Source organism: Vibrio sp. R11-SG3-ISO9 (assembly GCF_059834255.1).
This window is the reverse complement of sequence record NZ_JCBDGU010000046.1, coordinates 78,811-94,429: the sequence shown is the minus strand read 5'-3', so window position 1 is coordinate 94,429 and position 15,619 is coordinate 78,811. Positions and strand designations below refer to the sequence as shown.

Genomic DNA, 15,619 nt, shown 5'->3' with positions numbered 1-15,619 from the left:
TTAATCAATCAAGAAGGGAAAGCAAGGTCAGCACCTCACCAAAGGGCTTTGCTTTTATCTACTTATGGTTCTGGGGCTCTAAAGGTTAGCTAGCTTGGTCTTGATGACCTTCTACCAATTTGTCGAACTCAGAAATACGTGCATAAAAGGCACCCTTCTCTTCTTTAGAGATCGAGCTTGCCATCGGTAAGTTTGCTTTCATTGGATCAACCGCGCGATCACGAACCAACACTTCAAAGTGCAAGTGTGGGCCTGTAATGCGACCCGTTGCTCCGGCAAGGGCGATCTTCTGACCTCGTTTCACTTGCTGGCCTTTCTTCACCAAGAATCTGTGTAAGTGCAAGTAGCGAGTTTTGTAAACGCTGTTGTGTTCAATGACTAAGTACTTACCCGCATATGGGTGGTTTCTCACTGCGACAACTCTACCATCGCCCGTTGAATAGATAGGCGCTCCAACCGGAGTCGCAAAGTCTGTTCCGTTATGCGGAGTAATACGCCCTGTCACTGGGTGTTTTCGTCTAGGGTTAAATGCTGAAGTGATTCTGCGATACTGACGATCCACCGGGTAGCGATCGAACGCTTGTTCCAAGCTGTTGCCTTCTCGATCGTAAAAACGACCATCATCAGCAAGAAACGCGGCAACTTCTCGACCGCGAAGCTGAATAGAGATCCCTTGGACTTCTGTTTTTCCCGTTAAGTGGTCATCCGCATACTGCTCGCTGACTAACACACTAAAACGATCACCAGCTCGTAAATCACGGGCGAAATTGATCTTATCTCTTAACGTTCGAGTGATATTGGCGATTTGGCGGCTCGACAAGCCAATTTTATGCGCAGATAGCGAGAAGCTGCCATTCACTTCACCGGCGTACATCTTCTCTTTCCATTCACCCGGCATTTCGATGAACTGATAGTCAAAGCTGCCATCGTCATTAAGTGAATAGACTGAACGCTCAATTAAGCTTTCATGATACGTGAGCTCGACAAGACGGCGGGTATCCTTGTCGACAAGCAGCTCTAAGTGCTCCCCAGGCTTGATGGTATCTAGCTTGAGCGATTCCAGATCAGCTTCTAAGATCTTGTGTGCGGTTTCGTATGGCAGTTGCCACGAAGCAAACACATTACTCAGAGTATCCCCGACTTTAACGAAGTAATGCACTCTCACAAGGTTACTATTCGACTCCGAAGCTTCGACAGGCTGAGGGGGAATAACCTCACTCTCTACCAACTCTTGATAAGGTGTGACTTTGATTTCGATTTCTTGAGGCGGCTCAGGCTCAATAGAAAGGACGGCAGCTAGCGAAAAGGCAACAATAGCGATAGTCACTAGTCCTAGGCGAATAAACTTCATAGGTCGAATAGAGTTTGCAGAGGTAAAAAACTCCAATTGTTATAACATAACAATTGGAGTAGATAAACCGGTGTTTGTAACAATCTATTGAGCTATTCCTCAGCTCTATCTGTTACTGGTTGGGCTATCTTGCAGACCTATTGCTCCTCACGTAGCGCTTCAAAACCTTCTAAACCTCTTAACATTTCAAAGTCGGTTTCATCAGAGATAAGATCTCGCATTGAGGCACTCGCTTCTATTGAGCGTTTAAGATCTTCAATCGCTTGAGATTCAGAGCCTAATCGCGCGTAGGCACAAGCACGCTGGTAAAGGGCGTGCGCATTTTGGTCATCCACTTCTAATACGCGATTACACAGGCTCATTGCCCAGTGGAACTCTTGCATCTCCATGGCCGCATCCGCTTTGTAAGTCAGTGCTTCCAAGTCACCCGGACGAATCTTAAGGATCTCATCATAGATCTCTAACTTCTGCTCTGGAGTCTGTTGGTTTTGAGCTCTCAACCAAAGGTTATGTACTTCATTGATGATCTCAATCTCGCGATTGTTTTCAGAGATGATGCGAGTTTTACGTTTTAAATCCCGCTCCAAGGCAACAAACTTCTTCTCGTATTCTTGCGCGATCTTATTCAACCGTTGGTCAGCCATCTCTTTAGTATTGTGTTTAATTTCTTTAAGTGATTGCCACCCAATCAACGCAATCAACGAAGCCACACCCGCAATAATGTAGAAGAAGTACGTGACCGTAACATTGGCATAGTTCAGTGACTTGTCCGCGACTTCTAGCTCACGGTCGGTGATTTGAATGGTCATTCTGCGCTCTAGGTCTTGTTGTTCAATTCGCAGAGACTTGAGTTCATCCAAGATGTAACGTTCCATCAATGGTCTATCAAGGTACTCCTTCTCAGAATATCGAGTCTCTTCAGACGCAACACCCATCATAGGTAACACTGCCATTATTACTAACCAAACCACTCTTAGCATCGTATATTCCTTATACATCTTGATATTAGGTCACTCTATATTGAAATTGTGCAATTCGCTAGTCGAGAAACCAAGTCAAAGTAACTTTAAAGTGTGCCTTAAAGTAGTCGTCAAAATAATCCTCTCCAGAAACAAAAAAACCACGGCGATCACCGTGGTTTTCTTTAATTTGAATTAGCTAAATTGGGCTTTAAAGCTAAATTAAGAAAGCTTTTGTAACCAGGCTTCACACTTAGCCGTGAACTCAGATAAGTAGAGCTCTGGATTGCCTAGCTTTTCCCCGCCTTTTACATCCGCGCCAGTAGCACGCCAATAGTTACGAGAGATGAGATTACGATTGAAAACAAAATCGCACACTTCTGCCTTAGTTAGCGGAATTTTGCTACCAAATACTTGGTAGTAAAGGTCTAGAACCAATGACAAATCGTTACTGTTGCCTTTCAGAAAAGTATCGGCATTTAACTCGATCGCTTGGCGCTCATGTTCATTGCTGTCAGTGGTAACCAACTGAGCAATGACCGTATAAAGTGAGAACTCAACCTTTTGTGCTGCAAGCAGTGCTGCGCCCAATAACGCATGTTCGTTAGACAGTTTTTCTGTTGATGAAGCGGTAGCTGTTGTCACTGTGTTAACCTCAAATAATGATAAAAGTCGTGCTTTGTCGTTCGAAAAGACTTAAGCACTCTTACTCCAATTTACTGCACCTTCTGACTCGGCACGTTCAGCATCAAACACGATATAATCAGATGCACCTTCTGCTTTCACAATTTCAACTTTACCTTTAAATCCGACTTGAGAGAGTTTCTTGGTCAGGTGTTCAGGAGCGGTTTCAAATACCACCTTCATAAACGGCAGTTGCTCAGCATGAACAAAGCCATGCTCATTAAACAGGTCCATTGCTTGAACTAAATGGTCTGAATCGGTTAACTCAATAATTTCTACAACTTCTTCCAACAACATTTTCTATTCCATACTCGCCAGAAAGTGACTGACACGAACATCGTTCTCTGTTGCTCGTATACATTTCAATGCTTAAAAAAGCACCCCTTTAGTAGTATCGAGAGGATAACATATTTCCCGAAGTAAAATATGTTTATTTTGACCATTCCTAAGATACAAAACCGTGTACTTTTCTCTTGTTTATCAATGACAACTTTATCGGTTAACAGTCATCAACTCCGCGATTTAACCATAATTTATACCCTGTAGTCCTCTAGGTTAATTGCATTTTGTTACTTTCTTCTCAACCAAATTCAGAACAACGAGAGGACTCGACCTTGACTACCTTTACCAAATCCGTACTTGCTATGAGCGCCCTGACAGTGGCTCAAGGTGTTGCGGCAGCAGATCAACCTAATATTCTTGCTATCTGGGCAGATGACCTAGGCTACTACAATACCAGCGCTTACAACCGTGGCATGATGGGCTACGAGACTCCAAATATCGATCGTATTGCACACGACGGCGCTATCTTCACAGACATGTACGCACAACAATCTTGTACTGCAGGCCGAGCGGCATTTATCACTGGTCAGCACCCTTTCCGTACCGGCCTTTTGACCATTGGTATGCCGGGCTCTGACCACGGTATTCCTGACTGGGCACCAACCATCGGTGATGCGCTTAAACAAGAAGGCTATGCGACAGCACAATTTGGTAAGAACCATCTTGGTGACCAAGACAAACACCTGCCAACGAAGCACGGTTTTGATGAGTTCTTCGGTAACTTGTACCACCTAAATGCAGAAGAAGAGCCAGAAACCTACTTCTATCCAAAAGACCCAGAGTTCAAAAAGCAATACGGCCCTCGCGGCGTGATTAAATCCACGGCGGATGGCAAGATTGAAGACACGGGTCCACTGACTCGCGCTCGTATGGAAACCATTGACGAAGATTTCACTGAAGCAGCGATTACTTTCATGGAGAAATCAGTGAAGGCAGACAAGCCATTCTTCGTTTGGTACAACTCCACTCGTATGCACGTTTGGACTCGTCTCAACGATCATTACAATGGCATCACAGGTCAAGGTATCTACGCAGACGGTATGCGCCAACTGGATGACAACGTCGGCGCTCTATTGGATACGCTTGATCGTCTAGAGGTTGCTGAAAACACCATCGTTATCCTTTCAACCGATAACGGCGCTGAGAAGTTCACTTGGCCTGATGGCGGTACATCTCCTTTCCACGGTGAGAAAGGCACCACCTATGAGGGCGGTATGCGCGTTCCACAAATCGTGAAATGGCCAGGCGTTATCGAACCGGGCTCTGCGGTGAACGCATTAATGTCTCAAGAAGACTGGCTACCGACACTGGCAGCTGCAGCGGGTAACGACAACATTATCGACGAGCTGAAGGAAGGCGTAACACTGAATGATAAAGAGTGGCGTGTGCACCTAGATGGCTCGAACTTCAAACCATTCTTCGAAGGTAAAACGGACAAAGGGCCTCGCGAAACAATTCTATATTTCTCAGCGAACGGTGAGTTAAATGCACTACGCTGGAATGACTGGAAAGCAAGCTTTGCGATGATGGAAGGCGACATGCAATCAGCAGTGCGTCAGGCTCCAGCTTGGGCATCAATCACCAACCTACGTATGGACCCATTTGAAACAGCTGCGAAAGAGTCTGGTATGTACACACGCTGGATGATCGACAACATGTGGTTGTTTGTTCCAATGTCTCAAGAAGTGGCGAAGTTCATGGGTTCTCTAGAAGGCTACCCAATGCAAGCAGGTCAAGGCTTTAGTGCTGCGAACATCAACTACAACACCTTGAAGCTACAAAAGCTTGTGCAGAAAATGCAACAGCAAGGCGCGAATTAATCCAACTTCAAACGCCTTGCTAATTAAAGCCCCACTGGGGCTTTTTTTGTGAGGCATCAATGATCTTATTGCGAAACCACGAGTGCGCCATGTCTGAATTGCGGCTCTTATGCCACACCAGATATTCAATGCCTAAGTCAGACTCAAACGGCAACGGTGACACTTGAAACTCTTGTGACAATCCAAACTTCTCTATCACTGACTCTTGGCTAATACAGACCAAGTCAGTGCCTTTCACCATGTCTAGCATTTCGAACGGCCCCGGTGCTTTGCGCGCGACTTTTCTTTTTTGAGCGTACTTACTGTTTTTCATCAGTGGCGAATCTTCAGTGTTCCACATGCTGTGCACCACGTGCTTCTCTGATAAGTACTCTTGCAGCGTAATACTTTCCCCTAATCGCGGATGGTTCTTATCGTAAACCACCACCATACGTTCACTAGCTAGCGGTACACATTCCAGTGCAGGGTCACTGGTTGGCACATGTGCGATACAGAGGTCATAACGATGTTGGCGTAAGTCCAATGCGATATCACCGGTGTACAGAGGGTCAACGTTGATTCCAATATCAGGTGTCTCATTGTAAAGCATGTCTGAGACTCGCTTCATGACCGAGTAAATCGCACCGCTAATGCACGCGACATTAAACGATCGGTCAATTTTGCTTGGGTCGAATTTACGCTTGCTTGGAAATGTCGATTCAAAGGCATCGTATGCTTGCTTGATTTGTGGATAGATGTCGTAACAGAAACGGCTTGGTCGGTAGCCCTCTTTAGTCTTCACGAATAGAGGATCATCGTAGGTCTCTTTGAGTCGACCTAGTGCTTTACTGACAGCAGGCTGGGAAACGCCAAAGCGCTTGGCGGTGTTGGAGATAGAAAGCTCTTCCATCATCACAACAAAATAGGGAATTAAGCTAAAGTCTGTATTTTTCATGTTCTGTTCCGCATGCTCGTTTCAAGAACGTTGGGGTGACCTGATACCTCACACCTCGATAGTCCGTTACTGAGATTGAAAGCACTCACAAATATTCTCTAACGTTAACAACGTAGAACTCCCATCACCCCTATCAATATCAAACAATGGCTAAGTTATATCGAGTATAACTCTTAGTTATGCTCCAGCTTCTTCCCCTGCCTGCACAGTAGAAAAGAAGTAGAATAGCCAATCAGAGTCAGTTCAAAATGAAAAAGCCCCAGCGAGATAAACTGGGGCTTTGGATATGCATTTTTACGATTTTTAAGGCTTATTACGCTCCAACCGCTTGTGGTTCGCTGGTTTCAACAATCGACTCATTGAGTAGCCCTGCATATACACCGTTGTGGTCAACCAATTGTCTGTGATTACCGCGTTCAACGATTTCACCCTTCTCCAGCACCAAAATCATGTCGGAGTGACGAACGGTACTCAGTCTGTGGGCAATGGCGATTACGGTCTTCTCTTTGAACAGCTTTTGCATTGCCTTTTGGATCAGATCTTCGGTAATTGAATCAACTGAGCTGGTCGCCTCATCTAGCATCATCACTTGACCACCTTGCGCCACAGCGCGAGCGAACGAGAGCAGCTGAGTTTGCCCCACTGACAAGTTCGAACCGTTCTTATCAAGATGGAAGTCATACCCATTAGGTAATTGCTTAACGAATTGGTCCGCATATACATAACGCGCGGCTTGCTCAACGTGTTCACGAAAAACATGTTCTTTTCCGAGTGCGATATTAAAGTGAACACTCTCTTCGAATAGGTGTACGTCTTGCATCATCAATGAAAACAGGTGCGCTGAGTCTTCCATTGAAATATCTGACAACTCGATACCATTAAGCAGAATGCTGCCTTCATAATTCTGATAGGTTTTCGAAATCAAACGCATGATCGTCGACTTACCAGAGCCCGTCGAGCCCACCAGTGCAATCTGATGGCCTTTCTCTAAAACGAAAGAGACATCCTTTAACACATAAGGCGCGTCTGGCTTATAGCGGAAGCTAACATTCTTGAATTCCAAACTCACAAAGTCACGTAACTGCTCTTCAACTTGGTGCGACGGCAGTAGTTTTCTCCCCTGCTCCTCTGTCGGCTCAACAAATAGCTCTTCAATGTGGTCAAAGGCTGCAAATGAGCTCTGAATAGAAGCGATCTGCGAGGTAAAGTCACGAATCGGAACAAACACTTTCTCTAAAGTATTGATGAAAGCGATCAATACACCCAGAGTTAAGCTACCCTGCAGAACCTGTTCTGAACCAAACCAAATCATCAATGCGATGGTTATCGAGGTGACACCTGAGATCACCGAAAACAGAATCGCATCGTACTTATTGATCTTCTTCTGCGCTCTTAAAAACTCATCGGTATAGCCTTGGAATCTTTTCTCGACGGCTTCTTCGGCACGGTACAACTGAACGGTTTTCATGCCTAACAAGGCTTCTTGTAAAAAGCCAATTCCGCGAGCCAATGACGAACGAGTAATAAGATGCATCTGGCGCAGTTTATTACGGATAAACACAGTCAAATACGTCACTGGTGGCATCACCACTAATACAATCAAAGTGAGCTTCCAATCGATGTAAAACATCATCCCAATCAAAGCGAGCGTATTGAGCGTGTCTTTTACCAAACCGACCACAGATTGAATAAAGGTCTCACCAATGGTTTCAAGGTCGCTGGTTAGACGTGACAGCGTGATGCCAATCGGTGTGTTATCAAAATAGCTACGTGGCAGTTTAAGAACACGAGCAAACAGCACCGAGCGCATATCTGTGATGGTCAGTTGCCCTGTCTTTCTAAGGTTGTAAGAGTAAGTCGTATCGACCACATAGCTGACAATCAGTACCGCGACCAGATAGAACACATATTCCAGCAAGCCATCGATATTGCCATTGCTCAATTGAACGTCGATGACTTGAATGATCAGCCACGGAAACAACAAACTCGTGATAATGGTAAGAGGGAGCATCGCAATACCGATAAATGCGGAACGCTTGTACTTCTTCGCAAACTGCAGGAAGTGTTTGAGATATTGAATATCAACGCCTTTTAACATGCTGCTGCCTCCGCTTCATTTTGCTGTAATTGCCACGTCTCATAGTAGTAAGGACATGTTTTTAGCAGAGTTGTATGATCGCCTTTAGCGATCACTTTTCCTTGGTTCAAGACAATGATCTCATCCATATACTCTAGTGCGTTGACACGATGCGAAACCACCAGCACCGATTGATTCTCTAAGCGTTTAAACAGCCCTTCTAGAATCTTTCTTTCGGTTTCATAATCGACAGCTGAGAGGACATTATCCATGATGATCAGGTCAGCAGGCTCTAATAGTGCACGCGCAATACTCAATCGTTGCTTCTGCCCGCCAGATAGCATAATGCCCTTCTCTCCCACCAAGGTTTGGTCACCCATTTCAAGACGTGCTACATCATTTGCCAGCTGACTAAGGTTCAACACTTCATCCACTTGTTCTTTAGCAATGTCAGTCTGAGTGCTGCCAAATCGAATGTTCTCTTCTACCGTAGCTGAAAACAGGTATGGGTCTTGAGTCACGGTCTTAACATAGCGGCGCAAATCGTTACGCGAAAACTCAGTGATGTCTTTATCACCCAGAAACACACTCCCAGTTACCACATCTAAATGATGATTCAAGCAGTTAACCAGTGTCGTTTTACCAGAGCCAATACTACCGAGTACCCCTACTTTTTTGCCTGCCGGAATATCAAAGCTGATGTCATCCAACACCAAGCGCTCTTCACCTTCGTATTGATAACTGAGGTTTCTTACTGACAGCGTTTGGCCTTTCAGTGCTTCAACTTCATCGGTAGTTAACGTCGTTTCATCCCGTTCAGGCACCTTCGCATTCAAAATGGTTTGTGCACTGGTGATGCCCACAATGCCACGCTGATAAATGGTCGCAATACGCCCGAGCTGCATCAGTGGCATGGCTAACAGTACCGAATAAGTTAAGAAAGCAGTGATTTCACCAAGCGTAAGCTCTTGATTAACCAACATGTAACCACCTAAACCAAGAATCAGAATCTTCATTAGGTCATTGGCATAATCTAAAACAGGCATAAAGAACACTTGAATGCGTGTGATCTTGATTCTGCATTGCAACAACATCTGATTAAGCTTCTCAGTCTCAGCTCTCACCCACGGTGACATTTGTTGGCTCTTTATCAAATCGATGCCCGATAGGTAACTCATCAACTGTGCAGACAAGTTCTGTAATCGCTTCATATGCTCCATATGCAGTGATTTCATTCTCACAAAACCCACGCGGAAGATAACGAATGCAATCATGATCGGAATCACTGAGTACATGGTAAGTTCAGGCGAAATGCGCCACATCCACAACGGCGTTAAAGACAGCGCTAACAACGCGTTAAAAAACTGCAAAAAACCAACACCAAACAACAAGCGTACGCCTTGCAAGTCATTGTTAATTATTGAAATTAAACGCCCTGACGCAAACTGAGAATGGAAACTGTTTGGTAACCGATTGAGCTTTTCTAACAGTGTCTTTTTGAGAGAGGCTTCGGTTATACGCCCCGGATTAAGCGCATAAATACGCGACCAAATCCGCACAATTATCATCGACACCGACATCACCACGATGATCGCAATATACGTTTTCAGCTGATCATGACCTGCCACCGATGCATCATCGATAAGATCAATCGCCAACTGGATGTAGCGAGGGATTTCAACCTGCAGCCAGTTAACAAGAAATATGAAAACAATCGCAAGCAGGTAAGACTTACGATTCAAACGCAGGTAATGCGCGAAAAACTGAGACTTAGTCATATAGGTCTTTCTTTGAGCCTTTTGGGGAGCGTTATCAACCAGTGTCGATGAGGGTTAACGTTTACAGTACAAAGGTAACCCAAAAGCAACTAGTTGACAAGGTCAACTATAATTAAAATCCCAAATAGGCTGAAGATGACCCAAGTTCTGCTTTTCATCGCTACATATTCAGCAATGACGTTAAGCAGTTGCCAACAAACGTTGAACTCATACAAAACACTCAGTTGTTATGATATAACATTACCAAATATTATTATCCCACAGTGCTGGCTACCTTGGTCAATACTGTTTTCAAACGCAGTAACATTTGGAACATCACGCTCATGGACAAACTAAATCGCGTTCTACTGGTTGCGGGTACACATGGCAACGAGTTAACAGGAATCTATCTACAAAAGCTCATCAAAGACCGTTTATATAACGCAGATCGCGCGACATTTTCGGTGTTATCGATGACAGGAAACCCAGAAGCCGTTAAAAAGAACGTGCGTTTCATCGACGACGATCTCAATCGTCAGTTTGCAGTAAAGAACAGCGATGACGGCGAAGCGAATGCTGAACAAACACTTGCGCAAAAAATCGCGTCGATGCATTCAGACAACAATAAGCAACTGATTGTTGATCTTCACAACACCACCAGCAACATGGGGGCAACCTTAATCTTGCTTTCAAACGACCCTTTCTATGAAAAGATGGGCGCGTATGTGAAACAACGTATGCCAGAATCTAATATCCTGTTTGAAGATCGCAAACCTTGGCAGGATCAACCATACCTTTGCACTACCGGTCAGCATGGCATCATGATTGAAGTTGGCGCTCAAGCACATGGCTCGTTAACCTACAACTCATTAGAGCTAATGAAACAGATGCTGACCCTGGTACTAGACTATGTCGAAAAACATAATTTGGATCAGGTTGGAGAAGTAGAAAACTACGACGCCTATTACTACCTCGAAGAGGTTCAAATCCCACTCGATCACGACGGCATGCGCGCAGCAACCGTGCACCCAACAATATGCGGGCGCGACTTTGAAGTAGTTAAGCAAGGTGATCCGATACTGGCTACCTTCTTCGGATACGATGTACTTTGGGAGAGCGAAAAAGAGGTCTACCCGCACTTTATTAACGAAAGTGCCTATAGCGCAGCGAATATCGCGATGGCATTGGCGGAAAAGAAAAAGGTCATTGTGGCTTAATAATTTGTGCAACCACACGATACTCTGACGAATACTGTTGCTAGCTAGCCTAAGCTCGAACCTTCTAAAAAACAAAAGCCCCTAAAACGCAATGAAGCGTTTAAGGGGCTCATTTTTAACCACCTACAATAGGCAGTTTGGCAAACCGTTGGCTCTAAGCACTCAAGCAGCTCAGCAATCTGCTCTCTAGTTCTGCATCTATTTCTGTCGCTATCACCTCTATACGGCTTTCGCTGCAATCATCCAACTCAGTCTCCGTCAGGCCGTCTGCTGTTTGGTTGTAACCAAAAATGCCGTCTTGGGTGATAAACACGGCTTTCATGCGCTCTGCATCGATCGTCAACAACAGTTTAACAACGGCTTCGCGTTCAAATACCTTGTCTGCAGAGAAACGCCATCCCTCACTGTGAAAACCTTCACCGCTGTTGCTGGCTTTAATAACACCCTCTTCTGGCATTGGTAACTCCGAGGCTAATGGCTTGCTGTGGCCGTGATGATGATGGTGATGTTCATGAGTGTGCGCTTGAGTATCGCCATCAAATTCATGCTGAGCAATTTCACCGTGCTCCGCAAAAACGACTCTGGTGTCAGGTTTTGCCACCTTAGCGACGTATGCCTCTAGCTTCTCTTTATCGCCGTCTTGGTAGAGGTCAATTTTATTACCGACAACGGTATCAGCGATGGCAATTTGCTGATTGAAGGTATCGTGCTCAGTGTAACGAGGATCTGCAAGTTTACGTGCATCAACCAAGGTAATGTTCTTTTGAAGCGATAGTACCGTGCGATAGTGCTCAGATGATAAGACCTGCAATACTTCTTTTGGATGACCCAAACCAGTCGGTTCAATCAACAGACGATCAGGCTTCGCTTCAGTGAGCAGTTGATTAAGCGCGATCTGCATAGGTAAACCAGCCGCACAGCACATACACCCACCTGGGACTTCACGAATAAACACCGATTGAGCGTCAGGCTTCTGTCCCTGTATCAGGCTGCCATCCACACCTATCTCACCAAACTCATTAACCAGCACTGCCCATTTCTCGCCTTCCGGTTTGTGCTTCATTAAGTTAAGAATGGCAGTGGTTTTTCCCACCCCAAGGAAGCCAGTAATAATATTGGTGGGCACTCCAGAAATAGAAGCTTGTTTAGAGCTCATTGGCGATTCTCCTATAGCCTTGAACAAGGGTGTGATTCGCTGAGACAACCGATTCAGAAAACGCCGAATACTCTGGCGGCACCTTAGAGATACTGTTTAAGTCAAATTCAGCACCAATATTTGTCATCGGTGGCACATGGAAATTCTCTGGAAGGTCTCTCCCATCAACCACGCAGTTATGGCGGATCACACAACCTTTACCAATAACAGTATTGAACACCACTGAGTTGAAGCCAATAAAAACGTCGTCGCTCACTTCACAAGGTCCGTGAATAATTGAGCGGTGGGCAATAGAAGAGCGTTCGCCAATGGTGACCGCCGCTCCAGCTTTCGAATGAATCACAACCCCATCTTGGATGTTGGTATCGCGCTTGATGACAATCGCTTCCATATCACCTTCTTCATTCACCTCGTCAGCACGAATCACAGCGTATGGGCCAATAAATACATTCTCTTCGATAATAACCTTACCGCAGATGATGGCTGTAGGGTCGATAAATGCCTTTTCAGAGACTTGCGGCATATGACCGCTTGGATTTCTTCTTAACATACTACTTACTCACAACAACAGGTTTTGAAACTTAAATTATCTCTCAAATGCTAGGCGCATCGCTTTAACTGGTTGGTCAGTCACGGTTTGGTTCTCATACACAAGTTGACCGTTGACCCAAGTGCCATCAATACGTGAAGAGAAAGTATGTCCAGCGAAAGGCGTCCAACCACAATGATATAAGCTGTCTTCGTGGGTCACTTCTGTTGAAGATTCAATATCGACAAGCACCAAATCAGCAAAGTACCCCTCTCGGATGAATCCACGATCTTTAATGCCGTAACGGATAGATGGGTTGTGAGCCGTTTTTTGAACGACCTGCGCAATCGTCATACGCTCGCTATTGACGTGATCGAATAGGGTCAACAATGCATGCTGTACAAGCGGTAAACCCGCTGGTGCTTGCTCATAAGGAACCTGTTTCTCTTCCCAAGTGTGAGGCGCGTGATCAGTCGCAATAATATCGATTTGGCCCGTCTGAAGAGCCGCTACGATCGCATCTCGATCGCTAGGGTATTTCACAGCAGGGTTACATTTAATCTGGTTGCCTAACGTGGCGTAGTCTTCGTTGCTGAACCAAAGGTGGTGCACACACGCTTCAGCGGTGATGTTTTTGCCCTCAATCGGTCCTTTGTCAAACAGAGCGAGCTCTTTCTCAGTCGTAATGTGTAAAACATGCAGCTGACTGTTGTGCTTCTTAGCTAAACCGACTGCGTAGGACGAAGATGCATAACACGCCTCGTCATCTCTTAGCACTGGATGATCATCTATTTCCAATGTCGCTTTTGACTGCTTAAGTCTATCTAGATTTTTCTGGATTACCGGACCACTCTCACAGTGGGTAACAATAAGCACAGGGGAATCACGGAAGATCGCTTCTAAAGCATCCGGAGCCTCTACCAGTAAGTTGCCTGTCGATGCGCCCATAAACACTTTCACGCCACAGTGAATCGCTGGGTCTAGTCGCTTGATCTGCTCTAAGTTGTCCTCTGTTGCACCCAAATAGAAGGAATAGTTGGCTAACGAGCGCTCTTCTGCGATAGCGAATTTTTTCTCCAGCGCCTCAATCGTGGTCGTCGCAGGGTTTACATTCGGCATCTCCATGTAACTGGTGATACCTCCAGCTACCGCAGCGCGAGATTCTGAAGCAATGGAGCCTTTGTTGGTTAAACCTGGCTCGCGAAAGTGCACTTGGTCATCAATCATTCCCGGAATAAGAAAACGACCTTTTGCATCAATGATTGAGTCATCAGGATACGCCTCAATCCCCTTTGCAATCCTATCAATGCGTTGACCAACAATTCTCACGTCAGTCTCAATAACCACCCCTTCATTCACCACTTGGGCATTTTTGATCAGCGTTGCAGACATAGTATTTAACAAGCTCCTTGTCATTGTTAAAGGTTGGGTTGCAATGACCACTAGACTATTGGTGCCCCTCTTCAAGACAACAAAGGTGCTAACGCTCAATTTAATGTTACGTTATAACATAACCAACATAAGGTTGTAACTCTTTGTATGGTTTATTGATGAGCTTATTAGTGAGCTTTAATAGTCATTCCTATCGAGAGTATGGACAGTCAGACAGCCCTCACAGTGACCTCATTAAATCCCAAGAAAAATGTGATCTTATTTACACATAGGGCGATCAAGCCTTTTTCTTGTTTCAATGATAATTATTATGTACGACAATATTACATAATAAGAGTACCAATAATGAACAAAAGAACCCTAATTGCTGCATCTGTACTGTTGTCTATGCCTTTAGCTGCTATGGCTGAAGTGGTTAACAATGGTGTATCCCACGCCGTCCCTGCCGATAAGTTTGACATGCGAAACTGGAAGATCACGATTCCTTCTGACATCAATGAAGATGGGCGCATCGACGAGATCGAAGGCGTCGCAATGATGAGCTACTCTCATGAGGACTTTTTCTTCCTGAACGAAGATGGACACCTTGTGTTTGAGGTACACAACAAGGCGATCACAACCAAGAACTCAAAGAACGCTCGTTCTGAACTACGCCAAATGCCGCGCGGCGCTAACTTTGACAACATTCTTACCGACGGCAAACTCAATCAATGGGCACTCTCTAGCCACCCTCAAGCGGATGAGTACAGCGCCGTTGGCGGGACACTCGAGGCGACTCTCAAAGTTGATCATGTATCCATCAATGCTAAACATCCAGAGAAGTACCCTGCACACTCTGTAGTAGTGGGTCAGATCCACGCCAAGAAACACAATGAACTCATCAAAGCAAAAACAGGCTATGGGCACGGTAACGAACCATTAAAAATCTTCTATAAAAAGTTTCCGAGCCATGAGTACGGCTCTGTATTCTGGAACTACGAGCGTAATCTAGCGAAAAAAGATCCAAACCGTGCTGACATCGCTTACCCAGTTTGGGGCAACACTTGGGAAAACCAACAAGAGCCAGGTAAGGCGGGCATCAAGTTGGGTGAAGAGTTCAGCTACCGCGTTGAAGTAAAAGAGACCACGATGTATCTGACCTTTGAAACCGCACGTCATGACACGGTGAGATACGAAATTGACCTAAGCAAAGGGATTGATGAGAAAGACTTCCCTACAGGTTACGCTGAGGATGACTTCTACTTTAAAGCCGGCGCATATGGCCAGTGTAGCGTGAACGACACTCACCCAATTTGGGGGCCGGGTTGTGCGGGTACAGGTGACTTCGCGACAGACAAGAAGAATGGTGACTACAACAGCGTGACCTTTTCAGCGTTGAAACTGAACGGAAAATAACGCTCT

13 protein-coding genes are annotated in these 15,619 nt (G+C 45.3%); 3 read left to right on the top strand and 10 right to left on the bottom strand.

Annotated features, from left to right (window positions below):
* Positions 1-85 precede the first annotated feature (85 nt).
* The 4 genes from AC6R05_RS16835 to AC6R05_RS16820 all read right to left on the bottom strand — a co-directional run bounded on the left by AC6R05_RS16835 (position 86) and on the right by AC6R05_RS16820 (position 3,291).
* A complete protein-coding gene (locus tag AC6R05_RS16835) occupies positions 86-1,351 on the bottom strand; it encodes a peptidoglycan DD-metalloendopeptidase family protein (protein ID WP_500648081.1) in 1,266 nt (421 codons plus the stop codon).
* 137 nt (positions 1,352-1,488) lie between these two features.
* Positions 1,489-2,304: a tetratricopeptide repeat protein gene (locus AC6R05_RS16830; protein ID WP_500648080.1), complete on the bottom strand. Its 816-nt coding sequence runs from the start codon at positions 2,302-2,304 to the stop codon at positions 1,489-1,491.
* A gap of 228 nt (positions 2,305-2,532) precedes the next feature.
* Positions 2,533-2,955 (bottom strand): hypothetical protein, encoded by a 423-nt coding sequence (locus AC6R05_RS16825; protein WP_500648079.1) that lies wholly within the window; start codon positions 2,953-2,955, stop codon positions 2,533-2,535.
* 51 nt (positions 2,956-3,006) lie between these two features.
* Positions 3,007-3,291 (bottom strand): hypothetical protein, encoded by a 285-nt coding sequence (locus AC6R05_RS16820; protein ID WP_032550326.1) that lies wholly within the window; start codon positions 3,289-3,291, stop codon positions 3,007-3,009.
* Between the two features lie 347 nt (positions 3,292-3,638).
* Between AC6R05_RS16820 and AC6R05_RS16815 the strand changes: the two genes are divergently transcribed.
* Positions 3,639-5,156 carry an arylsulfatase gene (locus AC6R05_RS16815; protein WP_500648087.1) on the top strand — a complete coding sequence of 506 codons (1,518 nt, stop codon included), beginning with the start codon at positions 3,639-3,641 and terminating at the stop codon, positions 5,154-5,156.
* Between the two features lie 19 nt (positions 5,157-5,175).
* On the opposite strand, the gene AC6R05_RS16810 is transcribed toward AC6R05_RS16815, so the two are convergent.
* From AC6R05_RS16810 to AC6R05_RS16800, 3 genes are all read right to left on the bottom strand, one after another.
* Positions 5,176-6,090, bottom strand: coding sequence for a LysR family transcriptional regulator (locus AC6R05_RS16810; RefSeq protein ID WP_500648078.1), 915 nt, complete (start codon positions 6,088-6,090; stop codon positions 5,176-5,178).
* 313 nt (positions 6,091-6,403) lie between these two features.
* Positions 6,404-8,188: an ABC transporter ATP-binding protein gene (locus tag AC6R05_RS16805; RefSeq protein WP_500648077.1), complete on the bottom strand. Its 1,785-nt coding sequence runs from the start codon at positions 8,186-8,188 to the stop codon at positions 6,404-6,406.
* Positions 8,182-9,945, bottom strand: a complete 1,764-nt coding sequence (locus AC6R05_RS16800; RefSeq protein WP_500648076.1) for an ABC transporter ATP-binding protein — start codon at positions 9,943-9,945, stop codon at positions 8,182-8,184. The genes AC6R05_RS16805 and AC6R05_RS16800 overlap by 7 nt, the downstream gene beginning before the upstream one ends.
* A gap of 323 nt (positions 9,946-10,268) precedes the next feature.
* On the opposite strand from AC6R05_RS16800, the gene AC6R05_RS16795 reads away from it, so the two are divergent.
* A complete protein-coding gene (locus tag AC6R05_RS16795) occupies positions 10,269-11,141 on the top strand; it encodes an aspartoacylase (RefSeq protein WP_500648075.1) in 873 nt (290 codons plus the stop codon).
* Positions 11,142-11,295: 154 nt separating this feature from the next.
* Here the strand turns inward: AC6R05_RS16795 and AC6R05_RS16790 are convergent, their stop codons facing one another.
* From AC6R05_RS16790 to AC6R05_RS16780, 3 genes are read right to left on the bottom strand one after another with little or no spacing between them, the layout of a single operon-like run.
* Positions 11,296-12,297 (bottom strand): CobW family GTP-binding protein, encoded by a 1,002-nt coding sequence (locus AC6R05_RS16790; protein WP_500648074.1) that lies wholly within the window; start codon positions 12,295-12,297, stop codon positions 11,296-11,298.
* Positions 12,287-12,847 (bottom strand): LbetaH domain-containing protein, encoded by a 561-nt coding sequence (locus tag AC6R05_RS16785; protein ID WP_408693259.1) that lies wholly within the window; start codon positions 12,845-12,847, stop codon positions 12,287-12,289. The genes AC6R05_RS16790 and AC6R05_RS16785 overlap by 11 nt, the downstream gene beginning before the upstream one ends.
* 36 nt (positions 12,848-12,883) lie before the next feature.
* Positions 12,884-14,218, bottom strand: a complete 1,335-nt coding sequence (locus tag AC6R05_RS16780; protein WP_500648073.1) for a dihydroorotase — start codon at positions 14,216-14,218, stop codon at positions 12,884-12,886.
* Positions 14,219-14,605: 387 nt separating this feature from the next.
* Here AC6R05_RS16780 and AC6R05_RS16775 point away from each other — a divergent pair, with 387 nt between their 5' ends.
* Complete coding sequence (locus AC6R05_RS16775; RefSeq protein WP_500648086.1) at positions 14,606-15,613, top strand: polysaccharide lyase family 7 protein; 1,008 nt, start codon at positions 14,606-14,608, stop codon at positions 15,611-15,613.
* The last annotated feature ends 6 nt before the right edge of the window (positions 15,614-15,619 follow it).

Excerpts from the sequence above, each read along its gene's own strand:
- AC6R05_RS16785 (WP_408693259.1), bottom strand. The coding sequence starts at position 12,847 with ATGTTAAGAAGAAATCCAAGCGGTCATATGCCGCAAGTCTCTGAAAAG.
- AC6R05_RS16810 (WP_500648078.1), bottom strand. The coding sequence starts at position 6,090 with ATGAAAAATACAGACTTTAGCTTAATTCCCTATTTTGTTGTGATGATG.
- AC6R05_RS16800 (WP_500648076.1), bottom strand. The coding sequence starts at position 9,945 with ATGACTAAGTCTCAGTTTTTCGCGCATTACCTGCGTTTGAATCGTAAG.
- AC6R05_RS16820 (WP_032550326.1), bottom strand. The coding sequence starts at position 3,291 with ATGTTGTTGGAAGAAGTTGTAGAAATTATTGAGTTAACCGATTCAGAC.
- AC6R05_RS16805 (WP_500648077.1), bottom strand. The coding sequence starts at position 8,188 with ATGTTAAAAGGCGTTGATATTCAATATCTCAAACACTTCCTGCAGTTT.
- AC6R05_RS16775 (WP_500648086.1), top strand. The coding sequence starts at position 14,606 with ATGCCTTTAGCTGCTATGGCTGAAGTGGTTAACAATGGTGTATCCCAC.
- AC6R05_RS16795 (WP_500648075.1), top strand. The coding sequence starts at position 10,269 with ATGGACAAACTAAATCGCGTTCTACTGGTTGCGGGTACACATGGCAAC.
- AC6R05_RS16830 (WP_500648080.1), bottom strand. The coding sequence starts at position 2,304 with ATGGCAGTGTTACCTATGATGGGTGTTGCGTCTGAAGAGACTCGATAT.
- AC6R05_RS16790 (WP_500648074.1), bottom strand. The coding sequence starts at position 12,297 with ATGAGCTCTAAACAAGCTTCTATTTCTGGAGTGCCCACCAATATTATT.
- AC6R05_RS16780 (WP_500648073.1), bottom strand. The coding sequence starts at position 14,218 with ATGTCTGCAACGCTGATCAAAAATGCCCAAGTGGTGAATGAAGGGGTG.
- AC6R05_RS16835 (WP_500648081.1), bottom strand. The coding sequence starts at position 1,351 with ATGAAGTTTATTCGCCTAGGACTAGTGACTATCGCTATTGTTGCCTTT.
- AC6R05_RS16815 (WP_500648087.1), top strand. The coding sequence starts at position 3,639 with ATGAGCGCCCTGACAGTGGCTCAAGGTGTTGCGGCAGCAGATCAACCT.